24 protein-coding genes and 1 riboswitch are annotated in these 24,144 nt (G+C 72.0%); of the genes, 13 read left to right on the top strand and 11 right to left on the bottom strand.

The window, feature by feature from the left end; genetic code table 11:
• The first annotated feature begins 165 nt into the window (after window positions 1-165).
• From OG715_RS13580 to OG715_RS13570, 3 genes are all read left to right on the top strand, one after another.
• Window positions 166-1,089 carry an NADP-dependent oxidoreductase gene (locus OG715_RS13580; RefSeq protein ID WP_266268956.1) on the top strand — a complete coding sequence of 308 codons (924 nt, stop codon included), beginning with the start codon at window positions 166-168 and terminating at the stop codon, window positions 1,087-1,089.
• 187 nt (window positions 1,090-1,276) lie between these two features.
• Window positions 1,277-1,741 carry an Lrp/AsnC family transcriptional regulator gene (locus tag OG715_RS13575; RefSeq protein ID WP_266268955.1) on the top strand — a complete coding sequence of 155 codons (465 nt, stop codon included), beginning with the start codon at window positions 1,277-1,279 and terminating at the stop codon, window positions 1,739-1,741.
• Between the two features lie 209 nt (window positions 1,742-1,950).
• A complete protein-coding gene (locus tag OG715_RS13570; RefSeq protein WP_266268954.1) occupies window positions 1,951-3,333 on the top strand; it encodes a pyridoxal phosphate-dependent decarboxylase family protein in 1,383 nt (460 codons plus the stop codon).
• Window positions 3,334-3,446: 113 nt separating this feature from the next.
• Here the strand turns inward: OG715_RS13570 and OG715_RS13565 are convergent, their stop codons facing one another.
• Window positions 3,447-4,316: a GNAT family N-acetyltransferase gene (locus OG715_RS13565; protein ID WP_266268953.1), complete on the bottom strand. Its 870-nt coding sequence runs from the start codon at window positions 4,314-4,316 to the stop codon at window positions 3,447-3,449.
• Window positions 4,317-4,559: 243 nt separating this feature from the next.
• Between OG715_RS13565 and erpA the strand changes: the two genes are divergently transcribed.
• Complete coding sequence (erpA, locus tag OG715_RS13560) at window positions 4,560-4,913, top strand: iron-sulfur cluster insertion protein ErpA (RefSeq protein WP_030391519.1); 354 nt, start codon at window positions 4,560-4,562, stop codon at window positions 4,911-4,913.
• A 98-nt stretch (window positions 4,914-5,011) separates the two neighbouring features.
• Here erpA and OG715_RS13555 read toward each other — a convergent pair whose 3' ends face one another.
• Together OG715_RS13555 and OG715_RS13550 are read right to left on the bottom strand one after the other, a co-directional pair.
• Window positions 5,012-5,761 carry a hypothetical protein gene (locus OG715_RS13555; RefSeq protein ID WP_266268951.1) on the bottom strand — a complete coding sequence of 250 codons (750 nt, stop codon included), beginning with the start codon at window positions 5,759-5,761 and terminating at the stop codon, window positions 5,012-5,014.
• Between the two features lie 127 nt (window positions 5,762-5,888).
• Window positions 5,889-6,107: a hypothetical protein gene (locus OG715_RS13550; RefSeq protein WP_045938264.1), complete on the bottom strand. Its 219-nt coding sequence runs from the start codon at window positions 6,105-6,107 to the stop codon at window positions 5,889-5,891.
• 264 nt (window positions 6,108-6,371) lie between these two features.
• Between OG715_RS13550 and OG715_RS13545 the strand changes: the two genes are divergently transcribed.
• A complete protein-coding gene (locus tag OG715_RS13545; RefSeq protein ID WP_266268949.1) occupies window positions 6,372-7,349 on the top strand; it encodes a carbohydrate kinase family protein in 978 nt (325 codons plus the stop codon).
• On the opposite strand, the gene OG715_RS13540 is transcribed toward OG715_RS13545, so the two are convergent.
• Window positions 7,342-8,736: a cysteine desulfurase/sulfurtransferase TusA family protein gene (locus OG715_RS13540; RefSeq protein ID WP_266268948.1), complete on the bottom strand. Its 1,395-nt coding sequence runs from the start codon at window positions 8,734-8,736 to the stop codon at window positions 7,342-7,344. The genes OG715_RS13545 and OG715_RS13540 overlap by 8 nt on opposite strands.
• Window positions 8,737-9,100: 364 nt before the next feature.
• On the opposite strand from OG715_RS13540, the gene ctaC reads away from it, so the two are divergent.
• The 4 genes from ctaC (at window position 9,101) to OG715_RS13520 (ending at window position 13,573) form a co-directional block, all read left to right on the top strand.
• On the top strand, window positions 9,101-9,955 hold the full coding sequence (gene ctaC, locus OG715_RS13535; protein WP_266268947.1) for an aa3-type cytochrome oxidase subunit II: 855 nt from the start codon (window positions 9,101-9,103) through the stop codon (window positions 9,953-9,955).
• Window positions 9,952-11,727 (top strand): aa3-type cytochrome oxidase subunit I, encoded by a 1,776-nt coding sequence (ctaD, locus tag OG715_RS13530; RefSeq protein ID WP_030391513.1) that lies wholly within the window; start codon window positions 9,952-9,954, stop codon window positions 11,725-11,727. The genes ctaC and ctaD overlap by 4 nt, the downstream gene beginning before the upstream one ends.
• Window positions 11,727-12,143, top strand: coding sequence for a cytochrome c oxidase subunit 4 (locus tag OG715_RS13525; protein ID WP_045938258.1), 417 nt, complete (start codon window positions 11,727-11,729; stop codon window positions 12,141-12,143). Before ctaD ends, OG715_RS13525 begins: the two co-directional genes overlap by 1 nt.
• 170 nt (window positions 12,144-12,313) lie before the next feature.
• The gene (locus OG715_RS13520; RefSeq protein ID WP_266268945.1) at window positions 12,314-13,573 is read left to right on the top strand and encodes a L,D-transpeptidase; all 1,260 of its coding nucleotides are present in this window, start codon (window positions 12,314-12,316) and stop codon (window positions 13,571-13,573) included.
• Between the two features lie 19 nt (window positions 13,574-13,592).
• Here OG715_RS13520 and OG715_RS13515 read toward each other — a convergent pair whose 3' ends face one another.
• The 5 genes from OG715_RS13515 to ctaE form a co-directional block, all read right to left on the bottom strand.
• A complete protein-coding gene (locus tag OG715_RS13515) occupies window positions 13,593-13,991 on the bottom strand; it encodes a GntR family transcriptional regulator (RefSeq protein WP_266268944.1) in 399 nt (132 codons plus the stop codon).
• Window positions 13,992-14,115: 124 nt separating this feature from the next.
• A complete protein-coding gene (qcrB, locus tag OG715_RS13510) occupies window positions 14,116-15,777 on the bottom strand; it encodes a cytochrome bc1 complex cytochrome b subunit (RefSeq protein ID WP_266268943.1) in 1,662 nt (553 codons plus the stop codon).
• Window positions 15,774-16,844 (bottom strand): cytochrome bc1 complex Rieske iron-sulfur subunit, encoded by a 1,071-nt coding sequence (qcrA, locus tag OG715_RS13505; RefSeq protein ID WP_435649162.1) that lies wholly within the window; start codon window positions 16,842-16,844, stop codon window positions 15,774-15,776. The genes qcrB and qcrA overlap by 4 nt, the downstream gene beginning before the upstream one ends.
• Complete coding sequence (gene qcrC / locus OG715_RS13500) at window positions 16,841-17,650, bottom strand: cytochrome bc1 complex diheme cytochrome c subunit (RefSeq protein ID WP_266268941.1); 810 nt, start codon at window positions 17,648-17,650, stop codon at window positions 16,841-16,843. Before qcrC ends, qcrA begins: the two co-directional genes overlap by 4 nt.
• A gap of 188 nt (window positions 17,651-17,838) precedes the next feature.
• Window positions 17,839-18,459 carry an aa3-type cytochrome oxidase subunit III gene (gene ctaE, locus OG715_RS13495; protein WP_266268940.1) on the bottom strand — a complete coding sequence of 207 codons (621 nt, stop codon included), beginning with the start codon at window positions 18,457-18,459 and terminating at the stop codon, window positions 17,839-17,841.
• Window positions 18,460-18,855: 396 nt separating this feature from the next.
• Here ctaE and OG715_RS13490 point away from each other — a divergent pair, with 396 nt between their 5' ends.
• The 3 genes from OG715_RS13490 to OG715_RS13480 all read left to right on the top strand — a co-directional run bounded on the left by OG715_RS13490 (window position 18,856) and on the right by OG715_RS13480 (window position 22,163).
• The gene (locus OG715_RS13490) at window positions 18,856-19,281 is read left to right on the top strand and encodes a hypothetical protein (protein WP_266268939.1); all 426 of its coding nucleotides are present in this window, start codon (window positions 18,856-18,858) and stop codon (window positions 19,279-19,281) included.
• A gap of 161 nt (window positions 19,282-19,442) precedes the next feature.
• Window positions 19,443-20,519, top strand: a complete 1,077-nt coding sequence (trpD, locus tag OG715_RS13485; protein ID WP_266268938.1) for an anthranilate phosphoribosyltransferase — start codon at window positions 19,443-19,445, stop codon at window positions 20,517-20,519.
• 107 nt (window positions 20,520-20,626) lie between these two features.
• Window positions 20,627-20,744: riboswitch (SAM riboswitch) on the top strand.
• A 54-nt stretch (window positions 20,745-20,798) separates the two neighbouring features.
• On the top strand, window positions 20,799-22,163 hold the full coding sequence (locus OG715_RS13480; RefSeq protein ID WP_266268937.1) for an aminotransferase class V-fold PLP-dependent enzyme: 1,365 nt from the start codon (window positions 20,799-20,801) through the stop codon (window positions 22,161-22,163).
• Window positions 22,164-22,216: 53 nt separating this feature from the next.
• Here the strand turns inward: OG715_RS13480 and OG715_RS13475 are convergent, their stop codons facing one another.
• Together OG715_RS13475 and OG715_RS13470 are read right to left on the bottom strand one after the other, a co-directional pair.
• Window positions 22,217-22,498, bottom strand: coding sequence for an Lrp/AsnC ligand binding domain-containing protein (locus tag OG715_RS13475; RefSeq protein WP_030391503.1), 282 nt, complete (start codon window positions 22,496-22,498; stop codon window positions 22,217-22,219).
• Window positions 22,495-23,346: a rhomboid family intramembrane serine protease gene (locus tag OG715_RS13470; RefSeq protein ID WP_266268935.1), complete on the bottom strand. Its 852-nt coding sequence runs from the start codon at window positions 23,344-23,346 to the stop codon at window positions 22,495-22,497. Before OG715_RS13470 ends, OG715_RS13475 begins: the two co-directional genes overlap by 4 nt.
• A 201-nt stretch (window positions 23,347-23,547) precedes the next feature.
• On the opposite strand from OG715_RS13470, the gene OG715_RS13465 reads away from it, so the two are divergent.
• The gene (locus OG715_RS13465; protein WP_266268934.1) at window positions 23,548-23,820 is read left to right on the top strand and encodes a hypothetical protein; all 273 of its coding nucleotides are present in this window, start codon (window positions 23,548-23,550) and stop codon (window positions 23,818-23,820) included.
• Window positions 23,821-24,144: the final 324 nt, after the last annotated feature.

Here is a 24,144-nt window from a genome sequence, read left to right as displayed (position 1 = left end):
GCGCCTTCTCGTCTATCTGACGCAATCTATGATAACCGGTTAGCGTCAGAGTGACGATGGCCATCCTGTCGATGTGACGAGAACCGCTCGCCGGTTCGGAGCCTTCCCGGGTCCGTCCGGCGTGGCCGGAACCGGATCCCGGACCGGCCGGGTTTCGCTGGTGGCATGAAGGCAATCGCGATCCACCGCTACGGCGGCCCCGAAGAGGTCGAGTACACCGACCTGCCCGACCCGAAGGTCGGACCGGACTCGGTACTGGTGCAGGTCAGGGCGGCCGGGGTGAACCCGGTCGACTGGAAGGTGCGGGACGGGCTGCTCGACGGCCTGCTCGACGCGCACTTCCCGCTGGTGATGGGCTGGGACGCGGCGGGCGTGGTCCGGGCCGTCGGCGGCGGCGTCACCGAGTTCGCGCCCGGCGACGAGGTCTACGGCTATGTGCGCAAGGACACGGTCGAGCACGGCACCTATGCCGAGCTGGTGGCCGCGCCGGTCCGCACCCTGGCCCGCAAGCCGGCCGCGCTGGACTGGGCGCAGGCCGGCGGACTGCCGCTGGCCGGGCTCACCGCCCTCCAGTCGCTGCGGGCGGTGGGCGTGGGCCCCGGCGACACCGTCCTGGTGCACGCCGCCGCCGGCGGGGTCGGGCACCTGGCCGTCCAGATCGCCCGCGCCCTGGGGGCCCGGGTGATCGGCACCGCCGGCGAGCGCAACCACGACTATCTGCGCGAGCTCGGCGCCGAGCCGGTCCGGTACGGCGAGGGGCTGGCCGAGCGGGTGCGGGCGCTGGCGCCGGAGGGGGTGGACGCGGCCCTCGACCTGGTCGGCGGCGACGCCGTCGAGGTCTCGGCCGGACTGGTCGCCGACCCGGCGCGGATCGCCTCCGTCGCCGACTTCGGGGTGAAGGCCCGCGGCGGCCGGTACGTCTGGGTCCGCCCGGACGCGGCCGGGCTGGCCGAGCTGGCCGCGCTCGCCGACGAGGGGCGGCTGACCGTGACCGTCGCCTCCACCTTCCCGCTCGCCCAGGCCGCCTCGGCCCAGGCGCTGAGTGCCGAGGGGCGGACCCGGGGCAAGATCGTCCTGCTCACCGGCTGACCGGTCGACCGGCCGAGCGGTGCCCGGCCGACGGACGGACGTCCTCCCGTTGTCATCCGTCAGCGGTGAACTCGCTCCTGACATCCGCCAGAATGGAGCCGAACCGTTTCGGCGGCCCGCCGCCGTCCCCCGGCGGGCGGGGCCCGCCCCGATCCCGACGCCGCACGACCCGTGGAGCCCCGCACCGATGAGCAGCAGCCGAGCGAACGAGACGGTCGGGGCCTCCCTGGACGAGACCGACCGCCTCCTGCTCGCCCGGCTGGCCGGGGACGGTCGCGCCTCGTACGCCGAGATCGGGCTCCAGGTGAACCTCTCCGCCACCGCCGTCCGCCGCCGGATCGACCGGCTGCGGGCGCGCGGGGTGGTCCGGGGCTTCACCGTGGTGCTCGACCCCTCGGTGCTCGGCTGGCAGACCGAGGCCTTCGTCGAGGTCTACTGCCGCGAACGGACCGCCCCCGAGGAGATCCTCGCCAGCCTGCGGCAGTTCCCCGAGGTGGTCGCGGCCTGGACGGTCACCGGCGATCCGGACGCGCTGGTCCACCTGCGGGCCGCCGACATGCGCCACCTGGAGGCGGTCATCGAGCGGATCCGCCGCGAGCCCGGCGTCCAGCGCAGCCGCTCCTCGGTGGTCCTCTCCCAGCTGATCGGCTAGCTGGAACCTCCCTGTTCGGCCCAATTCGCCCCCCGCGCAGGAATCCTGCGCGGGGCCCGCCGAAGACGCCCGAAAGCTGCCCGACCGGCCGCGTTCCGACGCGCGGGGAGAGCCCCTGGCTGCCTACGCTGATCATGTCCGGCCGTGCGGTGCCAACCCCCCCCGTTCCACCGGACCCTCCCCGACCCCCACAGCCGAGAGGGACACCCGTGTCCGCAGCCCCCGACCGCATGCACCGGCCCGACAGCGACCTGGTCGACCTGGTTTTCGACTACATGCGCGAGCGGCTGCAGTACGACCCCGTCCCGCTCGACCACCCCGGTGACGGCGAGCACCTGCGCGCCCAGCTGTCCGGCCTGCTCAACCAGGACGGCAACGACGCGGCCGACGTGCTCAAGCTCTACGACCACGAGCTCTCCCGCGCGGTGATCTCCGCCGACAGCCCGCGCTACCTGTCCTTCATCCCGTGCGCCCCCACCAAGGCCGCGCTGCTCTTCGACATGGTGGTCTCCTGCGCCTCGCTGCAGGGCATCTCCTGGCTGGAGGCGGCCGGCGCGATCGCCGCCGAGAACCAGGTGCTGCGGCTGATAGCGGACCGCGCGGGGATGCCGGACTCGGCCGGCGGCACCTTCGTGTCCGGCGGCTCGGCCGGCAACCTCTCCGCCCTGGTCGTCGCCCGGGACACGGCCCGCCGCAAGCTCGCCGAGCAGGGTCGACCCAGTGGCCCGGAGGCCCGGCTGCGGATCGCCGTCGCCGACCAGGTGCACTCCTCGGTCAAGAACACCTTCAACATCATCGGCGTCGAGGCGTTCAAGGTCCCGACCGTCGACCGCCGGTTCACCGGCGAGGCGCTGCGCGCCGCCCTGGCCGCCGACCCGAACCCGGAGACGGTGATCGCCGTCGTCGGCACCGGCGGCACCACCAACGAGGGCATCGTCGACGACCTCCAGGGCCTGTCCGAGGTCGCCCGCGAGCGCGGGCTGTGGTTCCACGTGGACGGCGCCTACGGCGGCGCGGGCCTGTTCGCCCCCTCCGTCCGGGAGCGCTACAACGGCATCGAGCACGCCGACTCCTTCGTCGTCGACCCGCACAAGTGGCTGTTCGCGCCCTTCGACTGCGCCGCGCTGATCTACCGCAACCCGCAGCTCGCCCGCGCCGTGCACACCCAGGACGCCTCCTACCTGGACGTGCTGCACACCGAGGGCGACGAGTGGAACCCCACCGACTACGCCTACCACCTGACCCGGCGCGCCCGCGGCCTGCCGCTGTGGTTCTCGCTCGCCGTGCACGGCGTCCAGGCGTACACCGACGCCATCGAGGCCGGCCTGACGCTGGCCCGGGACACCGCCCAGCTGATCCGCGACAGCGAGCACCTGGAGCTGCTGTTCGACCCGCAGCTGTCCGCGGTCTGCTTCAAGCGCAACGGCTGGACCAACGACGACTACTACCGCTGGTCGCAGCAGCTGCTCGCGGACCAGATCGGCTTCGTCACCCCCACCGGCTGGGACGGCGAGACGGTCGCCCGCTTCGCCTTCCTGCACCCGGGCACCACCATGGAGATGGTCAAGGAGATCCTCGACACCATGGAGTGACGCCCGCGGCGCACCCGTCCGGACGCGCACCGTCCCGAAGCGCGCACCGACCCCCGCCCGGCCCCGGCCCGGCGGGGGTCGCGCGCGTCCGGCGCCGTGACCGCCGCGGACGGCTACAGCAGCCCGCCGTTGGGGACGTACGGCGCCGGCGGGCGCATTCCGCGCAGCCCCAGGTACCCCCGGGTCTGCACGGACAGGCCCAGTTCGAGGCCGACGTCCAGCGCCCACTCCTGCTCGGCGGTCAGCGCCTCCACCCGCGCCTCCACCCCCTCCGGCACCCGGGCCAGCGCCTCGCGCAGCAGCCGGGTGGCGATCCGCTTGGAGGTGGCGGCCAGCAGCCGCACCTCGCCGCCCTCCCGGTAGCAGTAGCCGCTGCCGGCCAGGGTGTCCGCGACCAGCACCTCCTCGCAGTGCGCGAGCAGCAGTTCGTGGTCCGGGCCGTGCGCGGCGCCGCGCAGCCGCCGGTCCACCGAGTCCAGCAGGTGCCGGTGGGTCGCGTTCCCGGGGTGCACCGGGAGGTCGCCCGGGTCGACCAGCCGGGACCGGTCCACCCGCCCGGTCAGCTGCATCGCCGGGTGCAGGGTGAACCCGGCCAGCCGGTACCGCCGCACCGCCGCCGGCGAGGGCGAGGAGCACAGCATCCCGCGCAGACAGCCGCGACCGTGGGCGAGGGCCCGCTCCAGCAGCAGCCGCCCCACCCCCTTGCCCTGGGCCTGCGGCAGCACCGCGAGCAGCGCCAGCACCCAGACGCCCTCGCGGCGCAGCGCGAGCACCGCGCCGACCGGCTCGCCGGCCAGCTCGGCCACCCAGCAGCCCTGCGGATCGGTGCGCGCGAGGTGTCTGGTGCGGGCCAGCTGGAACACCGGGGGCGGGGGCGGCCCGGTGACGGTAGGGGCGTCGGGGAGCGAGGCGAACGCGGCGGCGGAGATGTGCCGGACCGCTTCCGCGTCGGCGGCTGAGTCCTGGAGCGGGCGCAGGAGCATACCCACCATCCTGACCGCCGGGCCCGCGCCGCAGGGCCGGTTCGCCCGGATCGGTCCGAGCGGATGCGGCCGATGTCCGCCGGTGTGCGAGCATGGAAGGCGTATGGGGAACGGGTGCACGCCCGGCCCACGGAACACCGCCGCCGTGAATCCACCGAAAACACTCCGTCGTCCGGGAAATGAATCCGGACGGCCGTCGGTTGGTACTGGCGGCAGACCGTCGTCAAGACCGGGAGAACGCAGATGACCGTCCAGGACGAGACCACCGTCGAGAGTGGCATCCTCCTCACCGATGCCGCCGCGGCCAAGGTCAAGGGCCTGCTGGAGCAGGAAGGCCGGGACGACCTGGCGCTGCGCGTCGCCGTCCAGCCCGGTGGCTGCTCGGGCCTGCGCTACCAGCTGTTCTTCGACGAGCGCTCGCTCGACGGCGACGTGCTGAAGGACTTCGACGGTGTGAAGGTCGTCACCGACCGGATGAGCGCCCCGTACCTTGGCGGCGCCACCGTCGACTTCGTCGACACCATCGAGAAGCAGGGCTTCACGATCGACAACCCGAACGCCACCGGCTCCTGCGCCTGCGGCGACTCGTTCAGCTAGTCGGTCCACGGCCAGTAGGCCGGTAGCTCCGACGCGAAGGCGGCCCCCGGGATCCCGGGGGCCGCCTTCGTCGTGTCCGCACGCAGTCCGCTCCGGGCTCACGGGTTGCCGGGGATGTCCGGGACCACCGGATCCGGGCCGATCTTGGCGTCCGCCTCCAGCGGTACCTCCTGCCCCGTCGCCACATCGGTCACCGCCCGGCCCTGGAGCGGCTGCTTCAGGTCGGCCGCCACCGTCTGCCGCTTGGCCAGATCGGCGCAGGCCTGTCCGGCCGGGACCGGCGCCGCCGTGGTCACCCGGATGTCCACCCGGCCCGGCTTGGACTCGTCGGCCTTGAGCGCGTACCGCTGGCAGATCCCGCCGTAGAACCAGACCGTCAGCTTGTTGCCGTCCACCCGGTAGGTGATCGCCGGGTGCACCGGCGAGCCGCTCCCGGAGCCGTTCGGCGGCGGCTCGCCCACCGCGATGCCGTTGCCGTCCGAGCCCGGGGGAGTGGGCGCCGGAGTCGGCTGCGACGGCGGGGCCGGCGGCTTGGTGGGCGTGGCCGGACCGCTCGGCCGAGGGTCCGAGAGGGTGGCCGTCGGGTCGACCGGCGGGGTGGTCACCGGGGCCGGGGCGGACGGGGCCGAGGTCGTGGCCGGGGCGGCCGGGTCCGGGCTGCCGGTGGCCGCGCCCGGCGAGGCGGAAGCGCTCGCCGAGGCCCGCTCCGCGCCCGTCGCCGCCGTGTCCGAAGCCGCCTTGGTCCCGCCGTCGCACCCGGCCAGGACGGCCGCCGCCGCCAGGGCGAGGCAGGCCAGCGCGGTCGCGCGGGCCCGGCCGGAACGCCTGGGCATGCTCTCCAGATCCATCTGAACTTCCTCCCGAGGGTTCAGCGGTACGCCTTGGCGGCCGCACCGCGGGGATGTGACGTGGCCCGGACGATTCCGGTTCCCCGCCCGTCCCGGCCGCACCCGGGGCACCCTCGGGAAGCGCTGATCAGGGCCCGTACTCGGGCATCGACGCGACCACGCGCCGGGCACGGGAGGGGACGCGGAAGCCTGAGCCGGCCGGCGCGCTGTCCTGGGGACCGGTCGCCAGCAGCGGCCAGAACCGGCGCAGCCGGTGCGAGGAGTCCACCAGCGCGTCGAGCGACTCCCCGTCGGCGTCGCCGAGCAGGGCGGGCGGAACCCGCAGCGGGTGGTGACTGGGCAACATCGGCCATCAACTCCGATCCACCTGCCGTGGCAGCGTCGCCACGGTCCCGGTCGGGGCCGGGAGAAGCCCCTGACTGCGACCCTAGGCCGGGTGTCCGGCAGCCACCAGAGCTACCCCGGGGTAGTACACCTTCGGGGGTGGCGGGTGACAGCACACGGCCGGGATCGCACCCGGCGTCTTGCTGGGGCCCCGGCACCGCCGGGTACCGTGGGTGGGTTCCACCCCCGCTGTCCCATGGCCCCGCTGCCATCCTGAGGAGACCCCGTGCGTATCGCCGTCGCCGGTTCGATCGCGACCGACCACCTGATGACCTTCCCCGGCCGGTTCGCCGACCAGCTGGTCGCCGAGCAGCTGCACACCGTGTCGCTGTCCTTCCTGGTCGACACCCTCGACATCCGCCGCGGCGGCGTCGCGCCGAACATCGCCTTCGGCATGGGCGTGCTCGGGCTGCGCCCGGTCCTGGTCGGCGCGGCCGGCGCGGACTTCGCGGAGTACCGCAGCTGGCTGGAGCGCAACAACGTGGACTGCCGGTCCGTCCACATCTCCGAGACCCGGCACACCGCGCGCTTCATGTGCACCACGGACGAGGACCACAACCAGATCGCCTCGTTCTACACCGGTGCCATGGCCGAGGCCCGCAGCATCGAGCTCAAGCCGATCGCCGACCGCGTCGGCGGCCTCGACCTGGTGCTGATCGGCGCCGACGACCCGCAGGCGATGGTGCGTCACACCCAGGAGTGCCGCACCCGCGGCTACGCCTTCGCCGCGGACCCGTCGCAGCAGCTGGCCCGCCTCGACGGCCACGACATCCGCCAGATCGTCGACGGCGCCGCGTACCTCTTCACCAACGAGTACGAGGCCGCGCTGATCGAGTCGAAGACCGGCTGGGACGCGGAGGAGATCCTCACCCGGGTCGGCACCCGGATCACCACCCTCGGCAGCAAGGGCGTCCGGATCGAGCGCAAGGGCGAGTCCCCGATCCTGGTCGGCTGCGCCCCCGAGACCGCCAAGGCCGACCCGACCGGTGTCGGCGACGCCTTCCGGGCCGGCTTCCTGGCCGGGCTCTCCTGGGGGCTGGAGCTGGAGCGCGCCGCCCAGCTCGGCTGCATGCTGGCCACCCTGGTGATCGAGACCGTCGGCACCCAGGAGTACGAGCTGCGCCCGCACGACTTCCTGCAGCGCTTCGTCGCGGCCTACGGCGACGAGGCCGGCGCCGACGTCCGGGCGCACCTGGTCAACTGACCCGCCGCACCAGGTAGGCCGAGCCCCGGTCGCCGCCGTACTCGGCGGCCGGGGCCTCGCCCAGGTACTCCTGGTCGCGCATCCCGCACCAGGCCGGCACGTCCAGCCGGGCGGCCTCGTCGTCGGCCAGCACCACGACCGTCCCGCCCACCGGGACCTCGCCGATCCGCTTCGCCAGCTCGATCACCGGCAGCGGGCACCGCTTGCCCAGCGCGTCCAGGACCAGCGGCCCCCCGTCGGGCTCCCGGGCTGCGGCGGGCGCGGGCAGGTCCAGGCCCAGTGGCGCGCGGACTCCGGCCACCAGCTCCGGCAGCACGGTCAGGAAGCGGTCGACGTCCGCCCCGGTGGTGCCGAACGGCAGCGAGATCCGGACGTTCCCCTCGGTGAGCACACCCATCGCGGCCAGTACATGGCTCGGGGTCAGCGTGGACGAGGTGCAGGAGGAGCCGGAGGAGACCGCGAACCCGGCCCGGTCCAGCTCGCCCAGCAGGACCTCGCCGTCCACGTACAGGCAGGAGAAGGTGACGATGTGCGGCAGCCGCCGCACCGGGTCGCCGACCACCTCCACCTCGGGCACCAGCTGCGGCACCCGGGCCCTGATCCGTTCGACCAGCTCGTGCAGCCGGGCGTTCTCCCGCTCCGCCTCGGCCCGTACCGCGCGCAGCGAGGCCGCGGCCGCGACGATCGCCGGCACGTTGACGAAGCCCGGCACCCGGCCGGCCTCCCGCTCGTCGGCGGGCAGCGGCGAGACGTAGCGGACGCCCTTGCGCACCGCGAGCACCCCGACCCCGGCCGGTCCGCCCCACTTGTGCGCGCTGGCGGTGAGCAGCGACCAGCCGGTCGGCAGGTCCACCCGCCCGGCGCTCTGCGCGGCGTCCACCAGCAGCGGCACCTCGCCGCGGAGCGCTGCCACCTCGGCGACCGGCTGCACCGTGCCGACCTCGTGGTTGGCGGACTGCAGCACGGCGAGCGCGGTGTCCGGCCGCAGCGCGGCGGCGAAGACCTCCGGGTCCACCCGGCCGAACCGGTCGACCGGCACCGAGGTGACCTCGCCGCCCTCGGCGAGGTGCCGTTCGGCGCTGTGCAGCACGCTGGAGTGCTCGACGGCGGAGTGCGCCAGGTGCCCGCCGCGCCGCCGGTTGCCGCGCAGCGCGCCCAGCACCCCGAGGTGGACGGCCTGGGTCCCGCCGGAGGTGAAGGCGATCTCGTCGGCCCGGCAGCCGATCACCTCGGCCACGGTCTCCCGGGCGGCGTCCAGCAGCATTCCGGCCCGGCGTCCGGAGCGGTAGAGCCGGGCGGGATCGGCCCATCCCTCGTCCAGCGCGGCGGTCAGCGCCTGCCGCGCGACGGGGTGGAGCGGTGCGGTGGAGGCCACATCGAAGTACACGGTCACATTTAACGGCACCGGCGGGTGTGCCCGGGGTTCCGGAGGCGGCTCACCCTCCGTCAGTCGATCATCCCGAATGTCCGGAAAGTCCACTCCCGACGGGGCGTCACCATGTTGTCCGAGGTCATCCCTCGATCGGGCGTACGGACCCCTAATGCCTAGGATGACCTGCGGCGCAGCCCCTACCGGGCCTGATCGGGTGTCCGGGCGGCGCGTTACTGGGACCTGCCCGTCAGCAGCGCATAAGGCTGGAGTAGGGTTTGGCCCGCATAAGCATTCAAACCGTGCCCGTGGTCGGGTCGCCGGGGAGCGAAAGCCTCCTCGGGGCGACGCGAAGGCGGGCGAGACTTCGGGAAGGCGCTACGTGAGTCCCAACGGCTCCGACCGCTCGCCGCGGCGCACGATGCGGCGGAAGCTGCCTCAGGCGCTGGCACTGGGCCTCGTCATCGCGACCGCCACCGGCTGCTCGGCCAACGACCTCCCCAGGCTTGGCCTCCCGAGCCCTGTCACCAAGGAAGGGCCGATGGTCCTCCACATGTGGCAGGGCTCCTGGATCGCGGCGCTGGTGGTCGGCGTACTGATGTGGGGTCTGATCATCTGGAGCGTGATCTTCCACCGGCGCAGCCGCACCGGTGTGCAGGTCCCCCCGCAGACCCGGTACAACGTGCCCATCGAGGCGCTCTACACCGCGGTCCCCATCATCATCGTGTCGGTCCTCTTCTACTTCGTCGCCCGCGACGAGTCGAAGCTGATCGCCGTCTCCGAGAAGCCGCAGCACACCGTCAACGTGGTGGGCTTCCAGTGGAGCTGGGCGTTCAACTACGAGAACACCGAGAATCCGGACCCGGCCAACCTGCAGGCCGCGTACGAGGTGGGTACCCCCAACGCGGCGCCCACCCTGTACCTGCCGGTGAACGAGACGGTGCAGTTCCGCCTCACCTCGCGTGACGTGATCCACGACTTCTGGCCCATCAACTTCATGATGAAGATGGACGTCGTGCCGGGCGTGGTCAACAAGTTCGAGGTCACCCCGACCGTCAAGGGCGAGTACAAGGGCAAGTGCGCCGAGCTCTGCGGCGTCGACCACTCGCGCATGCTGTTCAACGTGAAGGTCGTCGACCGGGCCGAGTACGACCAGCACCTGAAGGACCTCAGGGCCAAGGGTCAGACCGGCGCGGTGCCCTCCGGCATCACGACCATGGGAAGTGAAGAGAAGTGACCATCCTCAACGAGCCCGCCGCGGCCGGCGGGGGCGCCGGGGCCGTCACGGTCGGGGCGCAGCGGACCCGGAAGCCGGGTTCCACCATCATCAAGTGGCTGACCACCACTGACCACAAGACGATCGGCACGCTGTACCTGGGCACGTCGTTCGCCTTCTTCCTGATCGGCGGCATCCTCGCGCTGGTCATGCGCGCCGAGCTGGCTCGTCCCGGGACCCAGATCCTGTCGAACGAGCAGTTCAACCAGGCGTTCACGATGCACGGCACGGTCATGCTGCTGATGTTCGCGACGCCGCTCTTCGCCGGCTTCGCGAACTGGATCATGCCGCTGCAGATCGGCGCGCCCGACGTGGCGTTCCCGCGGCTGAACATGTTCGCCTACTGGCTGTACCTGTTCGGCTCGCTGATCGCGGTGGCCGGCTTCCTCACCCCGCAGGGCGCGGCCGACTTCGGCTGGTTCGCCTACGCGCCGCTCTCGGACGCCGTCCGCTCGCCGGGCATCGGCGCGGACATGTGGATCATGGGTCTGGCCTTCTCCGGCTTCGGCACGATCCTCGGTGCGGTCAACTTCATCACCACGATCATCTGCATGCGCGCGCCCGGCATGACGATGTTCCGGATGTCGATCTTCGTCTGGAACGTCCTGCTGACCGCCGTGCTGGTCCTGCTGGCCTTCCCGGTGCTCGCCGCCGCGCTGTTCGCCCTGGAGGCGGACCGCAAGTTCGGGGCGCACGTCTTCGACCCGGCCAACGGTGGCGCGCTGCTCTGGCAGCACCTGTTCTGGTTCTTCGGCCACCCCGAGGTGTACATCATCGCGCTGCCGTTCTTCGGCATCGTGTCGGAGATCATCCCGGTCTTCAGCCGCAAGCCGATGTTCGGCTACTCCGGCCTGATCGCGGCCACCATCGCGATCGCCGGTCTGTCCGTGACGGTGTGGGCCCACCACATGTACGTCACCGGACAGGTACTGCTGCCGTTCTTCTCCTTCATGACCTTCCTGATCGCGGTCCCGACCGGTGTGAAGTTCTTCAACTGGGTCGGCACCATGTGGAAGGGCTCGCTGAGCTTCGAGACCCCGATGCTCTGGACGGTCGGCTTCCTGGTCACCTTCCTCTTCGGTGGTCTGACCGGTGTCCTGCTGGCCTCCCCGCCGATCGACTTCCACGTCTCGGACTCGTACTTCGTCGTCGCCCACTTCCACTACGTGGTCTTCGGCACCGTCGTCTTCGCGATGTTCGCCGGCTTCCACTTCTGGTGGCCGAAGATGACCGGCAAGATGCTCGACGAGCGCCTCGGCAAGGTCACCTTCTGGACGCTGTTCATCGGCTTCCACACCACCTTCCTGGTGCAGCACTGGCTCGGCGCGGAGGGCATGCCCCGCCGCTACGCCGACTACCTGGCCTCGGACGGGTTCACCACCCTGAACACCGTCTCGACCATCGGCTCGTTCCTGCTCGGCCTGTCGATCCTGCCGTTCCTCTACAACGTGTGGAAGACGGCGAAGTACGGCGAGAAGGTCGAGGTCGACGACCCGTGGGGCTACGGCCGTTCGCTGGAGTGGGCGACCTCCTGCCCGCCGCCGCGGCACAACTTCCTCACCCTGCCCCGGATCCGCTCCGAATCCCCGGCCTTCGACCTCCACTACCCGGAGATCGCCGCGCTGGACTACCTGGAGTACCACGGTGAGCCGGCCAAGCACTTCGCCGGTGTGACCCCGGCGAAGTACGACGCCCCGAAGCTCGGCAAGGGCAAGAAGGAAGGCGACGCCTGATGAGGGAACAGGGCAAGATTTTCCTGGGCCTGGCGGTCTTCGTGCTGGCCATGGCGATCACCTACGGCCTGTGGACCAACAGCTCCGACCACGGCATCGAGGCCGCCGGTACCACCGCGCTGTTCCTCGCCTTCGCGCTGTGCGCCTTCATCGGGTACTACCTCGCCTTCACCGCCCGCCGGGTGGACAGCGGCGCGGGTGACAACCCCGAGGCCGAGGTCGCGGACGACTCCGGCGAGCTGGGCTTCTTCGCCCCGCACAGCTGGCAGCCGCTCTCGCTGGCGGTCGGCGGCGCGCTGGCCTTCCTCGGCGTGATCTTCGGCTGGTGGCTGCTGTACTGGTCGATCCCGGTCATCCTGATCGGCCTCTTCGGCTGGGTCTTCGAGTTCTACCGGGGCGAGAACCAGAACCAGTAGGACCGGTTCTCTCCCACAGGGCCGGGCTTCCCGCACGGGAAGCCCGGCCCTGTTGCGTCCCCGGAGTGACGGCCTCACCCCGCCGGCCCAACAGGGCGCCGTTCGGATGTCGCTCAGCCGGAGGGGGTTCCTACGATCTGACCAATCGTGCGAAACCCTGGGAGGCGGTCATGGCCGACAGGCGCGGAATCGCGGGTCTCGGCGGCATCACGCTGGCCCTCGTAGTGCTGGCCCCGCTGGCCGGCTGCAGCTCCGGCGGCGAGGAGGTCGCGGACTCCGTCCGCAAGGTCGACGCGGCCCGGCTGGTCCACCTCTCCGCCACGGAGAAGGTGGACCCCTCGCAGCCGGTGACGGTCACCGCGGAGCCGGGCAGCCGGCTGACCGACGTCACCGTGGTCGGCCCGGACGGCCGGATCGTCGCCGGGCGGCTCTCGGAGGACCAGCGCAGCTGGCAGACCACCGGCCGGCTGAAGGCGGCCACCGCCTACACCGTGCGGATCGCCGCCGACGACGGCAGCGGCGGGCGCGGCGAGACCACCTCGGGCTTCGCCACCCTGGCCGCCCAGCGGCTGCTGACCGCCAAGCTCGGCCCCGACTCCTCCGGCAGCGGCGTCTACGGGGTCGGCCAGCCGCTCACCGTGCAGCTCTCCGAGGCCGTCAAGGACCCGCAGGCCCGCCAGGAGGTGGAGCGGGCGCTGACGGTGACCTCGCAGCCCGCCGTGACCGGCGCCTGGTACTGGGTGGACGACAAGAACCTGCACTTCCGCCCCGAGGACTACTGGCCCACCGGCACCGTCGTCGCGCTGGCCTTCGAGGCCACCGGCGGCCGGATCTCCGACGGCCTGTACGGCGGCGACCGGGCGGCCCTGGCGATGCGGATCGGCGAGCGGGTCGAGACGGTGGTCGACGCGGCCGCCCACGAGCTGACCCTCAAGCGCGACGGCCAGGTGGTCCGGACGATCCCGGTCACCACCGGCAAGCCCGGCTTCGACACCCGCAACGGCGTCAAGGTGGTGCTCGGCCAGGAGCGCAAGGTCCGGATGAGCGGCGAGACGATCGGTATAGCGGCCGGCAGCCAGGAGTCCTACGACCTCGACGTCGAGTGGGCCACCCGGGTCACCTGGAGCGGCGAGTACGTGCACGCGGCGCCCTGGTCGGTGGGCTCCCAGGGGGTGGAGAACGTCAGCCACGGCTGTACCGGCATGAGCACCGAGAACGCCCACTGGTTCTACCAGAACACCAGGGTGGGGGACCTGGTGACGGTGGTGAACAGCCGCGGCAAGACCATGGAGCCGTTCGGCAACGGCTTCGGGGACTGGAACGTCGGCTGGGGCGAGTGGGTCGGGCACAGCGCCCTCGGGCAGCCCGTCAGCACCACCACGCCGGCCACCAGGGCCCCCGCGGGCGGGATGATCGCCCCGCAGCTCTGAGGACGGCCCCCGAGGGCCCTCAGCGGCCCTCCGGTCCCTCTGCGGAGCTCTCCTCCCGGTAGGCCAGGCGCAGTGCGTTGTCGGCGGCGGCCAGGGCGTCCGCCGCCGGCACCCCGAGCCGCCGGACCCGCTCCGCGTACTCGGCGGCGGCCGCGGCGGCCAGCCGGTGCGCGGAGTCGCCGACCGCGGCGATCAGGGTGCCGCGCCGGCCGTGGGTCTCCACCACCCCGTCCGCCTCCAGCTCCCGGTAGGCGCGGGCGACCGTCCCGGCCGCCAGCCCGAGCCGCTCGGCCAGCGCGCGGACGGTGGGCAGCCGCAGTCCGGTCGCGAGTTCGCCGGTCCGGGCCTGTTCGGCGATCTGGGCCCGGATCTGCTCGTACGGGGGAGTGCCGGAGGCGGGGTCGACGGACAGCTGCACAGAGGGCTCCTGACGTTCGGCGGGGCACCGCGGGGCGCCCCCGGGTACGGGAAAGCCCGAGGGCCGCCGACCAGAAGAACTCTGGTCAGCGGCCCTCGGGGTGCGACGCGGGGTGCGTACGGGATCAGTGGTGGCCGTGGCCGCTGGTGATCTCGTGGTGCTCCTCGGAGGTCGGCTTGGGGATCTGGCTGCCCTCGCCGTAGAAGCCGCGGGAGAGCTTCGCCCGGGTGCGGTCGATGACGTTGGCCTTGCGGGCCACGCCGTTCTCGTCCGTCTCGGCCGGCAGCTCGAACGGCTCGATCTGCTCGTGCGCGGTGAGCAGGTGCAGGTCCTTCTGCGGCAGCTGGGCGTGCACCTCGACGAACTCGCCGTGCGGCAGGCGCTTGATGACGCCGGTCTCGCGGCCGTGCAGCACCTTCTCCTTGTCACGGCGCTGGAGGCCGAGGCACCAGCGCTTGGTGATGATGAAGACGATCACCGGGACCACGAACATGCCCACGCGGACGAAGTAGGTGACCGAGTTGATCGACAGGTGCAGGTGGGTGGCGAACAGGTCGTTGCCACCGGCCGCCAGCAGGACCAGGTAGAGGCTGATCCAGGCGGCGCCCAGGGCGGTGCGGACCGGGGCGTTGCGCGGGCGGTCCAGGATGTGGTGCTCGCGCTTGTCGCCGGTGATCCAGCCCTCGATGAAGGGGTAGGCGGCGATCGAGACCAGCACCATCGGGAAGAGGACCATCAGCGGGATCGCCACACCGAGGTTCAGGGTGTGGCCCCACAGGCTGACCTCCCAGCCCGGCATGATGCGGATCAGGCCCTCGGAGAAGCCCATGTACCAGTCCGGCTGGGCGTCCGTGGACACCTGGTCGGGACGGTACGGGCCGTACGCCCAGATCGGGTTGATCGAGGCGATCGCCGAGATGGCCGCGATCAGACCGAACACCAGGAAGAAGAAGCCACCGGCCTTGGCCATGTAGACCGGCATCAGCGGCATGCCGACGACGTTCTTCTCGGTCTTGCCCGGGCCCGCCCACTGGGTGTGCTTGTGGTAGAAGACCAGGATCAGGTGCGCCACCAGCAGGCCGAGCATGATGCCCGGGATCAGCAGCACGTGGATGGTGAAGAACCGCGGCACGATGTCGTGGCCGGGGAACTCGCCCCCGAACAGGAACATCTGGACGTAGGTGCCGATCAGCGGGGTCGCCAGGACGGCGCCCTCCATGAACCGGATACCGGTGCCGGAGAGCAGGTCGTCGGGCAGCGAGTAGCCGAAGAAGCCGTCGAACATGCCCAGGACCAGCAGCAGGAAGCCGAAGACCCAGTTGATCTCGCGCGGCTTGCGGAACGCGCCGGTGAAGAAGACGCGCATCATGTGCACGAACATCGCCGCGACGAAGACCAGGGCCGCCCAGTGGTGGATCTGGCGGACCAGCAGACCGCCGCGCACCTCGAAGCTGATGTCGACCGTCGACGCGTACGCCTCGGACATCGGGATGCCCTTGAGCGGGATGTACGAGCCGTCGTAGATGACCTCGCCCATGGAGGGCTTGAAGAACAGCGTCAGGTAGACACCGGTCAGGATGATGATGACGAAGGTGTAGAGGCAGATCTCGCCCAGCATGAAGGACCAGTGGTCCGGGAAGATCTTCCGCAGGTTGGTCTTGGCGAGGGAGTAGATCCCCAGCCGGCCGTCCGTCCAGTCCGCGGCCTGCTCCCACTTGTTCGCGGGCTTGGCGCGCGTGCTGGCGGGCTTGGCGGCGCCGGAGGTGGTGCTGCTCGTACTGCTCATCGAGCACGCTCCCAGTAGCTCGGGCCGACGGGCTCGTCGAAGTCGCCGTGGGCGACCAGGAAGCCCTTCTCGTCAGTGGTGATCTTCAGCTGCGGCAGCGGGTGGCCGGCCGGGCCGAAGATCACGCGCGCGCCGTCCGCCAGGTCGAAGGTCGACTGGTGGCAGGGGCAGAGCGCGTGGTGGGTCTGCTGCTCGTACAGGCTGATCGGGCAGCCGACGTGGGTGCAGATCTTGGAGTAGGCGAGGATGCCCTCGAAGCCCTTCTCCTTGGACCTGTCGTCCTTGATGTTCTCCGGCGCGATGCGCACCAGCATCAGGGCGTCCTTGGCGATGCGCTGCTGGAAGTCCTCGTCGTGCGTGTGCAGGCCCTCGGGCATCGCGAAGGTCAGCGACCCCGTGATGATGTCCTCGGCCTTCATCGGCTGGTTGGTGTTCATGTTGATGAGCTGCAGGGGCTTGGCGTCGGTCGCCTCCTCCCAGCCGGTGTGCTCCAGCTTGTCCTCGGGCAGCGGGCCCAGGTCGCGCAGGAGGACCACACCGGACAGCGGCACCAGGGCCATCGAACCGATGAGGGTGTTGCGGATCATCTTGCGGCGGCCGAAGCCGGACTCCGCGGCACCGGTCCGGAACTGCTCGATGACGTCGGCGCGGACCTCGTCGTCGGCCTCGATCGGGTGACGCTCGGCCGGGATCTCGTGGTCCGACATCAGGGTGCGGGCCCAGTGGACCGCGCCCGCGCCGATGAGGAACAGCGCCAGGCCGAGGGTCATGCCGAGCGCGAAGTTCAGCGCGCTGACGTGGCCCAGCGGCCAGATGTAGACGATCTTGTCCGGGTCGATGGCCACGTACGAGGCGATGAAGCCGATCGTGGCGAGCATCGAGACGACGAACATCAGCGACACCTGGCGCTCGGCCCGCTTGGCGGCCCGCTCGTCGATGTCGGTGCGACGCGGCTCGTGGGCCGGCAGGCCCGGGTCGGCGAACGCGTCGCCGTGGGCGGCCACCTCGTGGTGCCCGGCGGAGCCGTGGGACTCCGGGAGCTTCTCTTCTGACATGTCGTGGCTCATGACTTCTTGGCCTTGGTGGTGTGGGCGGCGACCCAGATCGCGACCGCGATGAGCGCTCCGAGACCGAAGATCCAGCCGAACAGGCCCTCGGTCACCGGACCGAGGCTGCCGAGCGTGAGACCGCCGGGGTTGGGCTCATCGTTGGTGGTGTGGCGGACGAAGGCCACGATCTGCTTCTTCTGCTCCTCGGGCATGGTGCTGTCCGGGAACGACGGCATGTTCTGCGGGCCGGTCTGCATGGCCTCGTAGATGTGCTTGGCGTCCACGCCCTCCAGCGACGGGGCGTACTTGCCCTGGGTCAGGGCACCGCCCTGGCCGGCGAAGTTGTGGCACTGGGCGCAGTTGGTGCGGAACAGCTCGCCGCCCTTGGACAGGTCGTCCGGGTTGGTCGAGGTGTACTGCTCCTCGGTCGGCGTGACCGGACCGGGGCCGAGCGAGGCGACGAAGGCGGAGAGCTGGTCGATCTGCGCCTGCGAGTAGATGTTCGGCTTGCTCGGCACCTGGGCGCCGGGCTGCTGGGCCGGCATGCGGCCGGTGCCCACCTGGAAGTCGACCGCGGCGGAGCCGACGCCGACCAGGCTCGGGCCGTCGCTGCTGCCCTGCCCGTTCAGGCCGTGGCAGGAGGAGCAGCCCACGGCGAAGAGCTTCTTGCCCTCATCGATCGCGAGCGACTGCGCCGCCACGTCGGCCTGCGCCTTGCCGGCGGGCGCGAACGCGGCGTACAGCCCCCCGGTTGCCGCCAGGGCGAGAAGTAGGACGACCAGCGCCGCCAGTGGGTGGCGCCGTCGTGCGGAGAGCTTTTTCACGGAATAACCCCGGTGTCAGGATCTGGTCGACTGGTGGTTGCACCCGGCGGCCGGTCTGGCCGGCACGAGGCTGCCTTCTCTAGGGCTGCGCGCGCGGTCGGTCGGTGGGAGCGTCGCCACCGGCGAAATCGGGCCGTCGCCGGTGAGGGCGGGACCCGAGGCCGGTGGCCAGCGACCTGATCAGCTGGTTACTTGATCAGGTAGATGGTCGCGAACAGGGCGATCCACACGACATCGACGAAGTGCCAGTAGTACGACACCACGATGGCGGCGGTGGCCTGCTCGTGCGTGAAGCGCTTGGCTGCGTACGTCCGTCCGAGGACCAGCAGGAAGGCGATCAGACCACCCGTCACGTGCAGACCGTGGAAGCCGGTGGTCAGGTAGAACACCGTGCCGTACGGGTCGGAGGACAGCGACAGGCCGTCCTTCTTGACCAGCTCGGTGTACTCGAAGATCTGGCCGCCGATGAAGATCGCGCCCATCACGAAGGTGATGACGAACCACGAGCGGAGCTTCTTCACGTCCCCGCGCTCGGCGGCGAAGACGCCGAGCTGGCAGGTGAGCGAGGAGAGCACCAGGATCGTGGTGTTGACCGAGGAGAAGGGCACGTTGAGGGCGTGCGCCTTCTCGGTCCAGAACTCCGGCCCCTTGACGGAGCGGAGCGTGAAGTACATCGCGAAGAGGGCCGCGAAGAACATCAACTCGGAACTGAGCCAGACGATCGTTCCGACGCTGACCATGTTCGGCCGGTTGACCGATCCGTGCGCGTGCCCGGTTTCTACTGCTGTTGCTGTCGCCACGACGGACATTATGTCGGTCCCTTATTCCGTCTTCACGTCGGGGGGTCACCCTCGGAGTGTCCGGTGCGTGCGGTATGCCCCCCTGGGGCCCGACGGGGCGTCCGTACTGCCCCTGAGCAGCGGCGTGTCCCTTTTCTGACGGTTGCTCGAAGGGCCCGTCCGGGCCCTGTCCGGCGTGTCGTGACGGGCTTCCGGGGGTCGCCGGGGGTAAGGGGAAGTTCCACTCGTCCGCCGTACGGGTGGACCGTGCGGGCGGGGGTGACGCGCCGTGCTCCGCCCGGACCAGTGGCGGGCGCGGCGCCGTCGGGAAGAGATCGCGCGGGAGGGGCTCGGCGGGCGGTGATCGGGAGTAGCATCCGGGGAGAGGCGAACGTGGTCCGGATCACACGTGAGGGAGCAGGGCCCATGGCGTACACGACCGACGAGACGCTGACCGTTCTCGTCTACAGCCACGACCGAACCACCCGTGAGCAGGTGCTGACCGCTCTCGGGCGGCGGCCCGCGGAGGACCTCCCGGAGCTGGCCTACCTGGAGTGCGCGACCACCCCCGCGGTGCTCAAGGCGCTGGAGAAGGGTGGTGTCGACCTCTGCGTCCTGGACGGTGAGGCGGTGCCGGCCGGCGGGCTCGGGCTCGCGCGGCAGCTGAAGGACGAGATCTACGGTTGCCCGCCGGTGCTGGTGCTGATCGGCCGGCCGCAGGACTCCTGGCTGGCCGCCTGGAGCCGGGCCGACGCGGCGATCTCCCAGCCGGTGGACCCGGTGGCGCTGGCGGAGGCCGCCGCCACGCTGCTGCGGGCCAGGCTGGCCAAGCGGGCGCCCGCCACCCGTTAGGGTCCACCGCGCCCGTCGCGTCCACCCCTCGTCCCACCCGGCGTCTCACTACAAGAGAAGAAGGGTGAACGGCGGAGCCCCGGCGGCCCGCCGCTCGATAGGCTGACTCCGTCCCTACGTCCTTCCCCGGTGAGCCGGGGCAGCGAGAGCTGGAGTCAGCCATGGTGAACGTGCAGCCTGCGAACGGTGGTAGCGACCCCGCGCAGGTGGTCCGCTCCTGGCCGGACATCCTGTCGGCGCTGCTGAGGGGAGAGGACCTCGACCGCTCGGCCACCGCGTGGGCGATGGACCGGATCATGAGCGGCGAGGCCTCCCCGGTGCAGGTGGCCGGGTTCATGGTGGCGCTGCGGGCCAAGGGCGAGACGGTCGACGAGATCTCCGGACTGGTCGACTCGATGTACGCGCACGCCGAGCCGCTGGACATCCCCGGCCCGGCGGTGGACATCGTCGGCACCGGCGGCGACCGGGCCAAGACCGTCAACATCTCCACCATGTCGGCGATCGTCGCCGCCGCGGCCGGGGCCAAGGTGGTCAAGCACGGCAACCGGGCCGCCTCCTCGTCCAGCGGCTCCTCGGACGTGCTGGAGAAGCTGGGCATCAGCCTGGACCTCCGGCCGCGCCGGGTCGCCGAGATCGCCGAGGAGGTCGGCCTCACCTTCTGCTTCGCCGCGACCTTCCACCCGTCGATGCGGCACGCCGCGCCGGCCCGGCGCGACCTCGGGGTGCCCACCGCGTTCAACATCCTGGGGCCGCTGACCAACCCGGCCCGGGTGACGGCGCACGCGATCGGCTGCTTCGACACCCGTCTGGCGGCACTGATCGCCGGGGTGCTCGCCCAGCGCGGTGCCACCGCGCTGGTCTTCCGGGGCGACGACGGGCTGGACGAGCTGACGATCACCACTACCTCGCGGGTGTGGGTGGTCCGCGACGGCGCCGTCACCGAGACCGCCTTCGACCCGCGCGAGGTCGGCATCGAGCCGGTCGGCATCGAGGCGCTGCGCGGCGCGGACCCGGCGTACAACGCCGAGGTCGCGCGCCGGGTGCTCGCCGGGGAGCACGGGCCGGTCCGGGACGCGGTGCTGCTGAACTCGGCGGCCGCGCTGGTGGCGCTGGACCTCACCGACGCGCCGCTCGCCGAGCAGCTGGCCGCGGCCATGCGGCGTACCGCGGTGGCCGTCGACTCGGGAGCCGCGCGGGACCTGCTGAAGCACTGGTCGGAGGCCACCACCCGGGTGTGACACGGCGGTCGGGGCCCATCGGGAATCCTCCCGGTGGGCCCCGACGCTTGTCCGGGATGTGGACCCTTGTTTGACCGGGGGGCGGACCGGATCTACAGTCTTGGCCAGGTCATGAGTGACAGCGACAAGCCCCAGCTTGCTGTCCGGCAACCCTCCTTCCGTGGCGGGGTGCCCTGGGTGAGGACCGGGCCGTGCGGCGAGCCGTCCGCGTGGCAAGCGCGGACACCCGGATCACTACGCACTCCCGGGGTCCCTGACCCGTAGACGGAGTGCATCCCCATGTCTGTTGCGACCGACCTCCTCGCCCCCCTCCCCGTTCTCGGCCACGACGTCGAGGTCCCGCTCGCCAACGGTGACAAGGTCGCCTACGCGGCGCTCGACTACGCCGCCAGCGCCCCGGCGCTCCAGCGGGTCTGGGACGAGGTCGCCGCCTACGCGCCCTACTACGGCAGCGTGCACCGCGGCGCCGGGTACCTGTCCCAGCTCTCCACCGACCTGTTCGAGCAGAGCCGCCGCACCGTCGCCGAGTTCCTGGACCTGCGCGAGGGCGACCAGGTGGTCTTCACCCGCGCCACCACCGACTCGCTCAACCTGCTGGCCGGCGCCGTCCCGGCCGGGACCCAGGTGTTCGCCTTCGAGACCGAGCACCACGCCTCGCTGCTGCCCTGGGCGCACGCCGGTCTGACCGTCACCTGTCTGCGCGCCCCCCGCTCGCACGCCGAGGCGGTCGCCGCCTTCGACGCCGCGCTCGCCGAGGCGCCCGAGGGCCCGAAGCTGCTCTGCGTCACCGGCGCCTCCAACGTCACCGGCGAGCTCTGGCCGGTCGCCGAGCTGACCCGGACCGCCCACCGGTACGGCGCCCGGGTGGTGCTGGACGCCGCGCAGCTGGCCCCGCACCACCGGGTCTCGGTGCGCGAGCTGGGGGTCGACTGGATCGCCTTCTCCGGCCACAAGCTGTACGCGCCGTTCGGCGCCGGGGTGCTGGCCGGCCGGGCCGACTGGCTGGACGAGGCCGAGCCGTACCTGGCCGGCGGCGGCGCCACCCGCACGGTGGCCCGGGAGACCGACGGCTCGGTGGCCGTCCAGTGGCACACCGGCCCGGCCCGGCACGAGGCCGGCTCCCCGAACGTCATCGGCGTGTACGCGATCGCGGCGGCCTGCCGGGCGCTGACCGAGGCCGGGTTCGACGCGCTGGAGGCGCGCGAGCGGGCGCTGGTGGCCCGGCTGAAGGCCGGTCTGGCGGAGGTCCCCGAGGTCAGGGTGCTGAACCTGTTCGGTGCCGACGCCGACCGGGTGGGCGTGCTGTCCTTCGTCGTCCGCGGCTGGAACAGCTCGCACTTCTCGGCCGCGCTGTCCGCCGAGTACGGCATCGGCGTGCGGGACGGCCTGTTCTGCGCCCACCCGCTGGTGCGCACCCTGCTCGGCGACGAGGAGGCCGCGCCCTCGGAGTGCGGCGCGCCGGAGGCCTCGCTGCCGGGCGAGCGCAGCCTGAACGCGATCCGGGTGAGCTTCGGCGCCGGCACCCCGGACGAGCACGTGGACCGGTTCCTGACCGCCGTCCGCGAGCTGGTCACGGACGGCGCGGCGTGGAGCTACCGGAACGAGGGCGGCCGCTGCGTCGCCGACACCCGCCGGGAGGGCTGAGGCCCCGTCGGTCCCGGCCGGCCGCGCCTGCGCCCGGCCGGGCCTCCGCCCGGCTACTCCTCCAGGCCGATCGCGAAGGCGGCCTCCAGGTCGTGCTGGGAGTAGGTGCGGAAGGCGATCTGGGTCTCGGTGTGCGCCACGCCCGGGACCTTGTTCAGCCGACCGGGGATCACCTCGGCGAGGTCGTCGTGCCGGCGCACCCGCACCATCGCGACCAGGTCGTAGCCGCCGGTCACCGAGTAGACCTCGCTGACGCCCTCGATGGCGGCGATCGCCTCGGCGATCTCCGGGATGCGGTCGACGCTGGTCTTGATCAGGACGATGGCGGTGATCACGGTGGCGTACTCCTTTGTGAGGTGCCGCCAGGGTAGCGGGCGTCGGTCGCACCGTCGCGTGGGTGGGTGCGGCGGGGTCGGCGGGGTCTGCGCTCGGCCAGGGTGCAGGCGTAGAGGAAGCCCGCCCCGAAGCCGATCACGTGCACCAGGTACGCCACCCCCGGTCCGGCGGAGTGCACCGACCACCACTGGAGCGCGAACCAGAGGCCCAGCACCAGCCAGGCCGGGAACCGCAGCGGCAGGAAGAGCAGCAGCGGCACGAGCGTGGTGACCCGGGCGTGCGGGTGGAAGCGAAGGTAGGAGCCGAGCACGGCGGAGATCGCGCCCGAGGCGCCGATCAGCACCCGGGTCGAGTCCGCCGAGCGCGCCTCGGCCAGGGCGAAGCCGTAGGTGGTCAGCGCGCCGGCCGCCAGATAGAAGAGGAGGAACCGGGGGCGGCCGAGCCGGCGCTCGACGGCGGGGCCGAAGACGTACAGGAAGAGCAGGTTGCCGAGCAGGTGCAGCCAGCCGGCGTGCAGGAAGAGCGCGCTGAGCACGGACAGCGCCGGGTGCTTGCCCGGGGTGGCCGAGGCCGGGCAGCCGGGTACCGGGTCCGGGGCCTCGGCCAGTTGGTCCGAGGTCAGCGGGTGACCGGTCAGGAGCTCGGCGGGGACGGCCCCCCAGCGCTGCTCGTAGCGCTGCTCGGCGCAGACCCGGGCCTGGTCCCGGCCGTAGAGCGGGTTGAGCCCCGCGGCCGGTCCGAGCAGGAAGACCGCGGTGTTCAGCGCGATCAGCGCGTAGCAGACGGCCGGAGCGGCGGCGGCCGGTCGGCCGCGGTGCGCGCCGGGGTGGGGGACCGGGATCGCCATGGGCTCCAGCATCCCCCCGCTGCCGGGCGGGCACCGCGCGGTTACGGCAGGTGGGCTACCGCCCGGGAGTGCTCGGCCGGTGGCCGGGAAGGTTGCCCCAGGCAATAGGCTTGGGGCGGGCATTCCCGCCTCCCGCCGCCGACGCCGGGGCTCCGGGGGGAGCGCCCGAGCCCGTTCCGGGACCACCCGAGAGGACCCCCGATGACCGTCCCCGCCCTGACCGCCGAGACGCGCTGGCGCTGCACGCTCTGCGGAAACCTGACCCGCTTCGACGTGACCCGAACCGCCCGGGTGACCGAGTTCCTCCACTTCGACCTGGCCGGCGAGTCCAAGGTCGAGGAGACCCAGGTGCTCAGCGAGACCGTGGAGTCGGTGCGCTGCCGCTGGTGCAACGCCGTGGACCAGGTCGAGCTGGTCGCCCGTCCCGGCGCGGACGAGGCGGCCGGGACCGCCGAGGCTCCCGAGCAGGGCTGACCGCCCGGTCCGTGCGGTGGGCGGTGAGCGGCGTGGCCGCCCGCCGCGCGGGACAATACAGAGAGAACACGCGGAGTGTGACGGGGGTGGCGGCCGAGGGCCGTACCCCGCTGGACCAGGATCGGAGCCGAGGACGTGGTGGACGCAGCGAAGGAGCCCGCCGGGCCGCAGGGGCGGCAGCCCGCTGTGGACGCGCAGGCGCCGGACGCGGCAGTGGCCGCCCCCTCCGGCACCGGGGCCCCGGCGGAGGCGCCCGCGGGTGAGGAGTCCGGCGCCGGTGAGGAGCCGGCGGCAGCGGACGGTGGAGCGGCCGGCCAGACCGGG

The organism is Kitasatospora purpeofusca (assembly GCF_036010405.1).
Lineage (GTDB): Bacteria > Actinomycetota > Actinomycetes > Streptomycetales > Streptomycetaceae > Kitasatospora > Kitasatospora purpeofusca.
This window is presented reverse-complemented; position numbering and strand designations above follow the sequence as displayed.

Bases quoted from the DNA above. Each gene is read 5' to 3' on its own strand.
- OG715_RS13575 (WP_266268955.1), top strand. From the start codon at position 1,277: ATGAGCAGCAGCCGAGCGAACGAGACGGTCGGGGCCTCCCTGGACGAG.
- OG715_RS13580 (WP_266268956.1), top strand. From the start codon at position 166: ATGAAGGCAATCGCGATCCACCGCTACGGCGGCCCCGAAGAGGTCGAG.
- OG715_RS13565 (WP_266268953.1), bottom strand. From the start codon at position 4,316: ATGCTCCTGCGCCCGCTCCAGGACTCAGCCGCCGACGCGGAAGCGGTC.
- qcrB (WP_266268943.1), bottom strand. From the start codon at position 15,777: ATGAGCAGTACGAGCAGCACCACCTCCGGCGCCGCCAAGCCCGCCAGC.
- OG715_RS13465 (WP_266268934.1), top strand. From the start codon at position 23,548: ATGACCGTCCCCGCCCTGACCGCCGAGACGCGCTGGCGCTGCACGCTC.
- erpA (WP_030391519.1), top strand. From the start codon at position 4,560: ATGACCGTCCAGGACGAGACCACCGTCGAGAGTGGCATCCTCCTCACC.
- OG715_RS13550 (WP_045938264.1), bottom strand. From the start codon at position 6,107: ATGTTGCCCAGTCACCACCCGCTGCGGGTTCCGCCCGCCCTGCTCGGC.
- OG715_RS13555 (WP_266268951.1), bottom strand. From the start codon at position 5,761: ATGGATCTGGAGAGCATGCCCAGGCGTTCCGGCCGGGCCCGCGCGACC.
- trpD (WP_266268938.1), top strand. From the start codon at position 19,443: ATGGTGAACGTGCAGCCTGCGAACGGTGGTAGCGACCCCGCGCAGGTG.
- OG715_RS13490 (WP_266268939.1), top strand. From the start codon at position 18,856: ATGGCGTACACGACCGACGAGACGCTGACCGTTCTCGTCTACAGCCAC.
- OG715_RS13520 (WP_266268945.1), top strand. From the start codon at position 12,314: ATGGCCGACAGGCGCGGAATCGCGGGTCTCGGCGGCATCACGCTGGCC.
- OG715_RS13525 (WP_045938258.1), top strand. From the start codon at position 11,727: ATGAGGGAACAGGGCAAGATTTTCCTGGGCCTGGCGGTCTTCGTGCTG.
- ctaE (WP_266268940.1), bottom strand. From the start codon at position 18,459: ATGTCCGTCGTGGCGACAGCAACAGCAGTAGAAACCGGGCACGCGCAC.
- OG715_RS13480 (WP_266268937.1), top strand. From the start codon at position 20,799: ATGTCTGTTGCGACCGACCTCCTCGCCCCCCTCCCCGTTCTCGGCCAC.
- OG715_RS13470 (WP_266268935.1), bottom strand. From the start codon at position 23,346: ATGGCGATCCCGGTCCCCCACCCCGGCGCGCACCGCGGCCGACCGGCC.
- qcrA (WP_435649162.1), bottom strand. From the start codon at position 16,844: ATGAGCCACGACATGTCAGAAGAGAAGCTCCCGGAGTCCCACGGCTCC.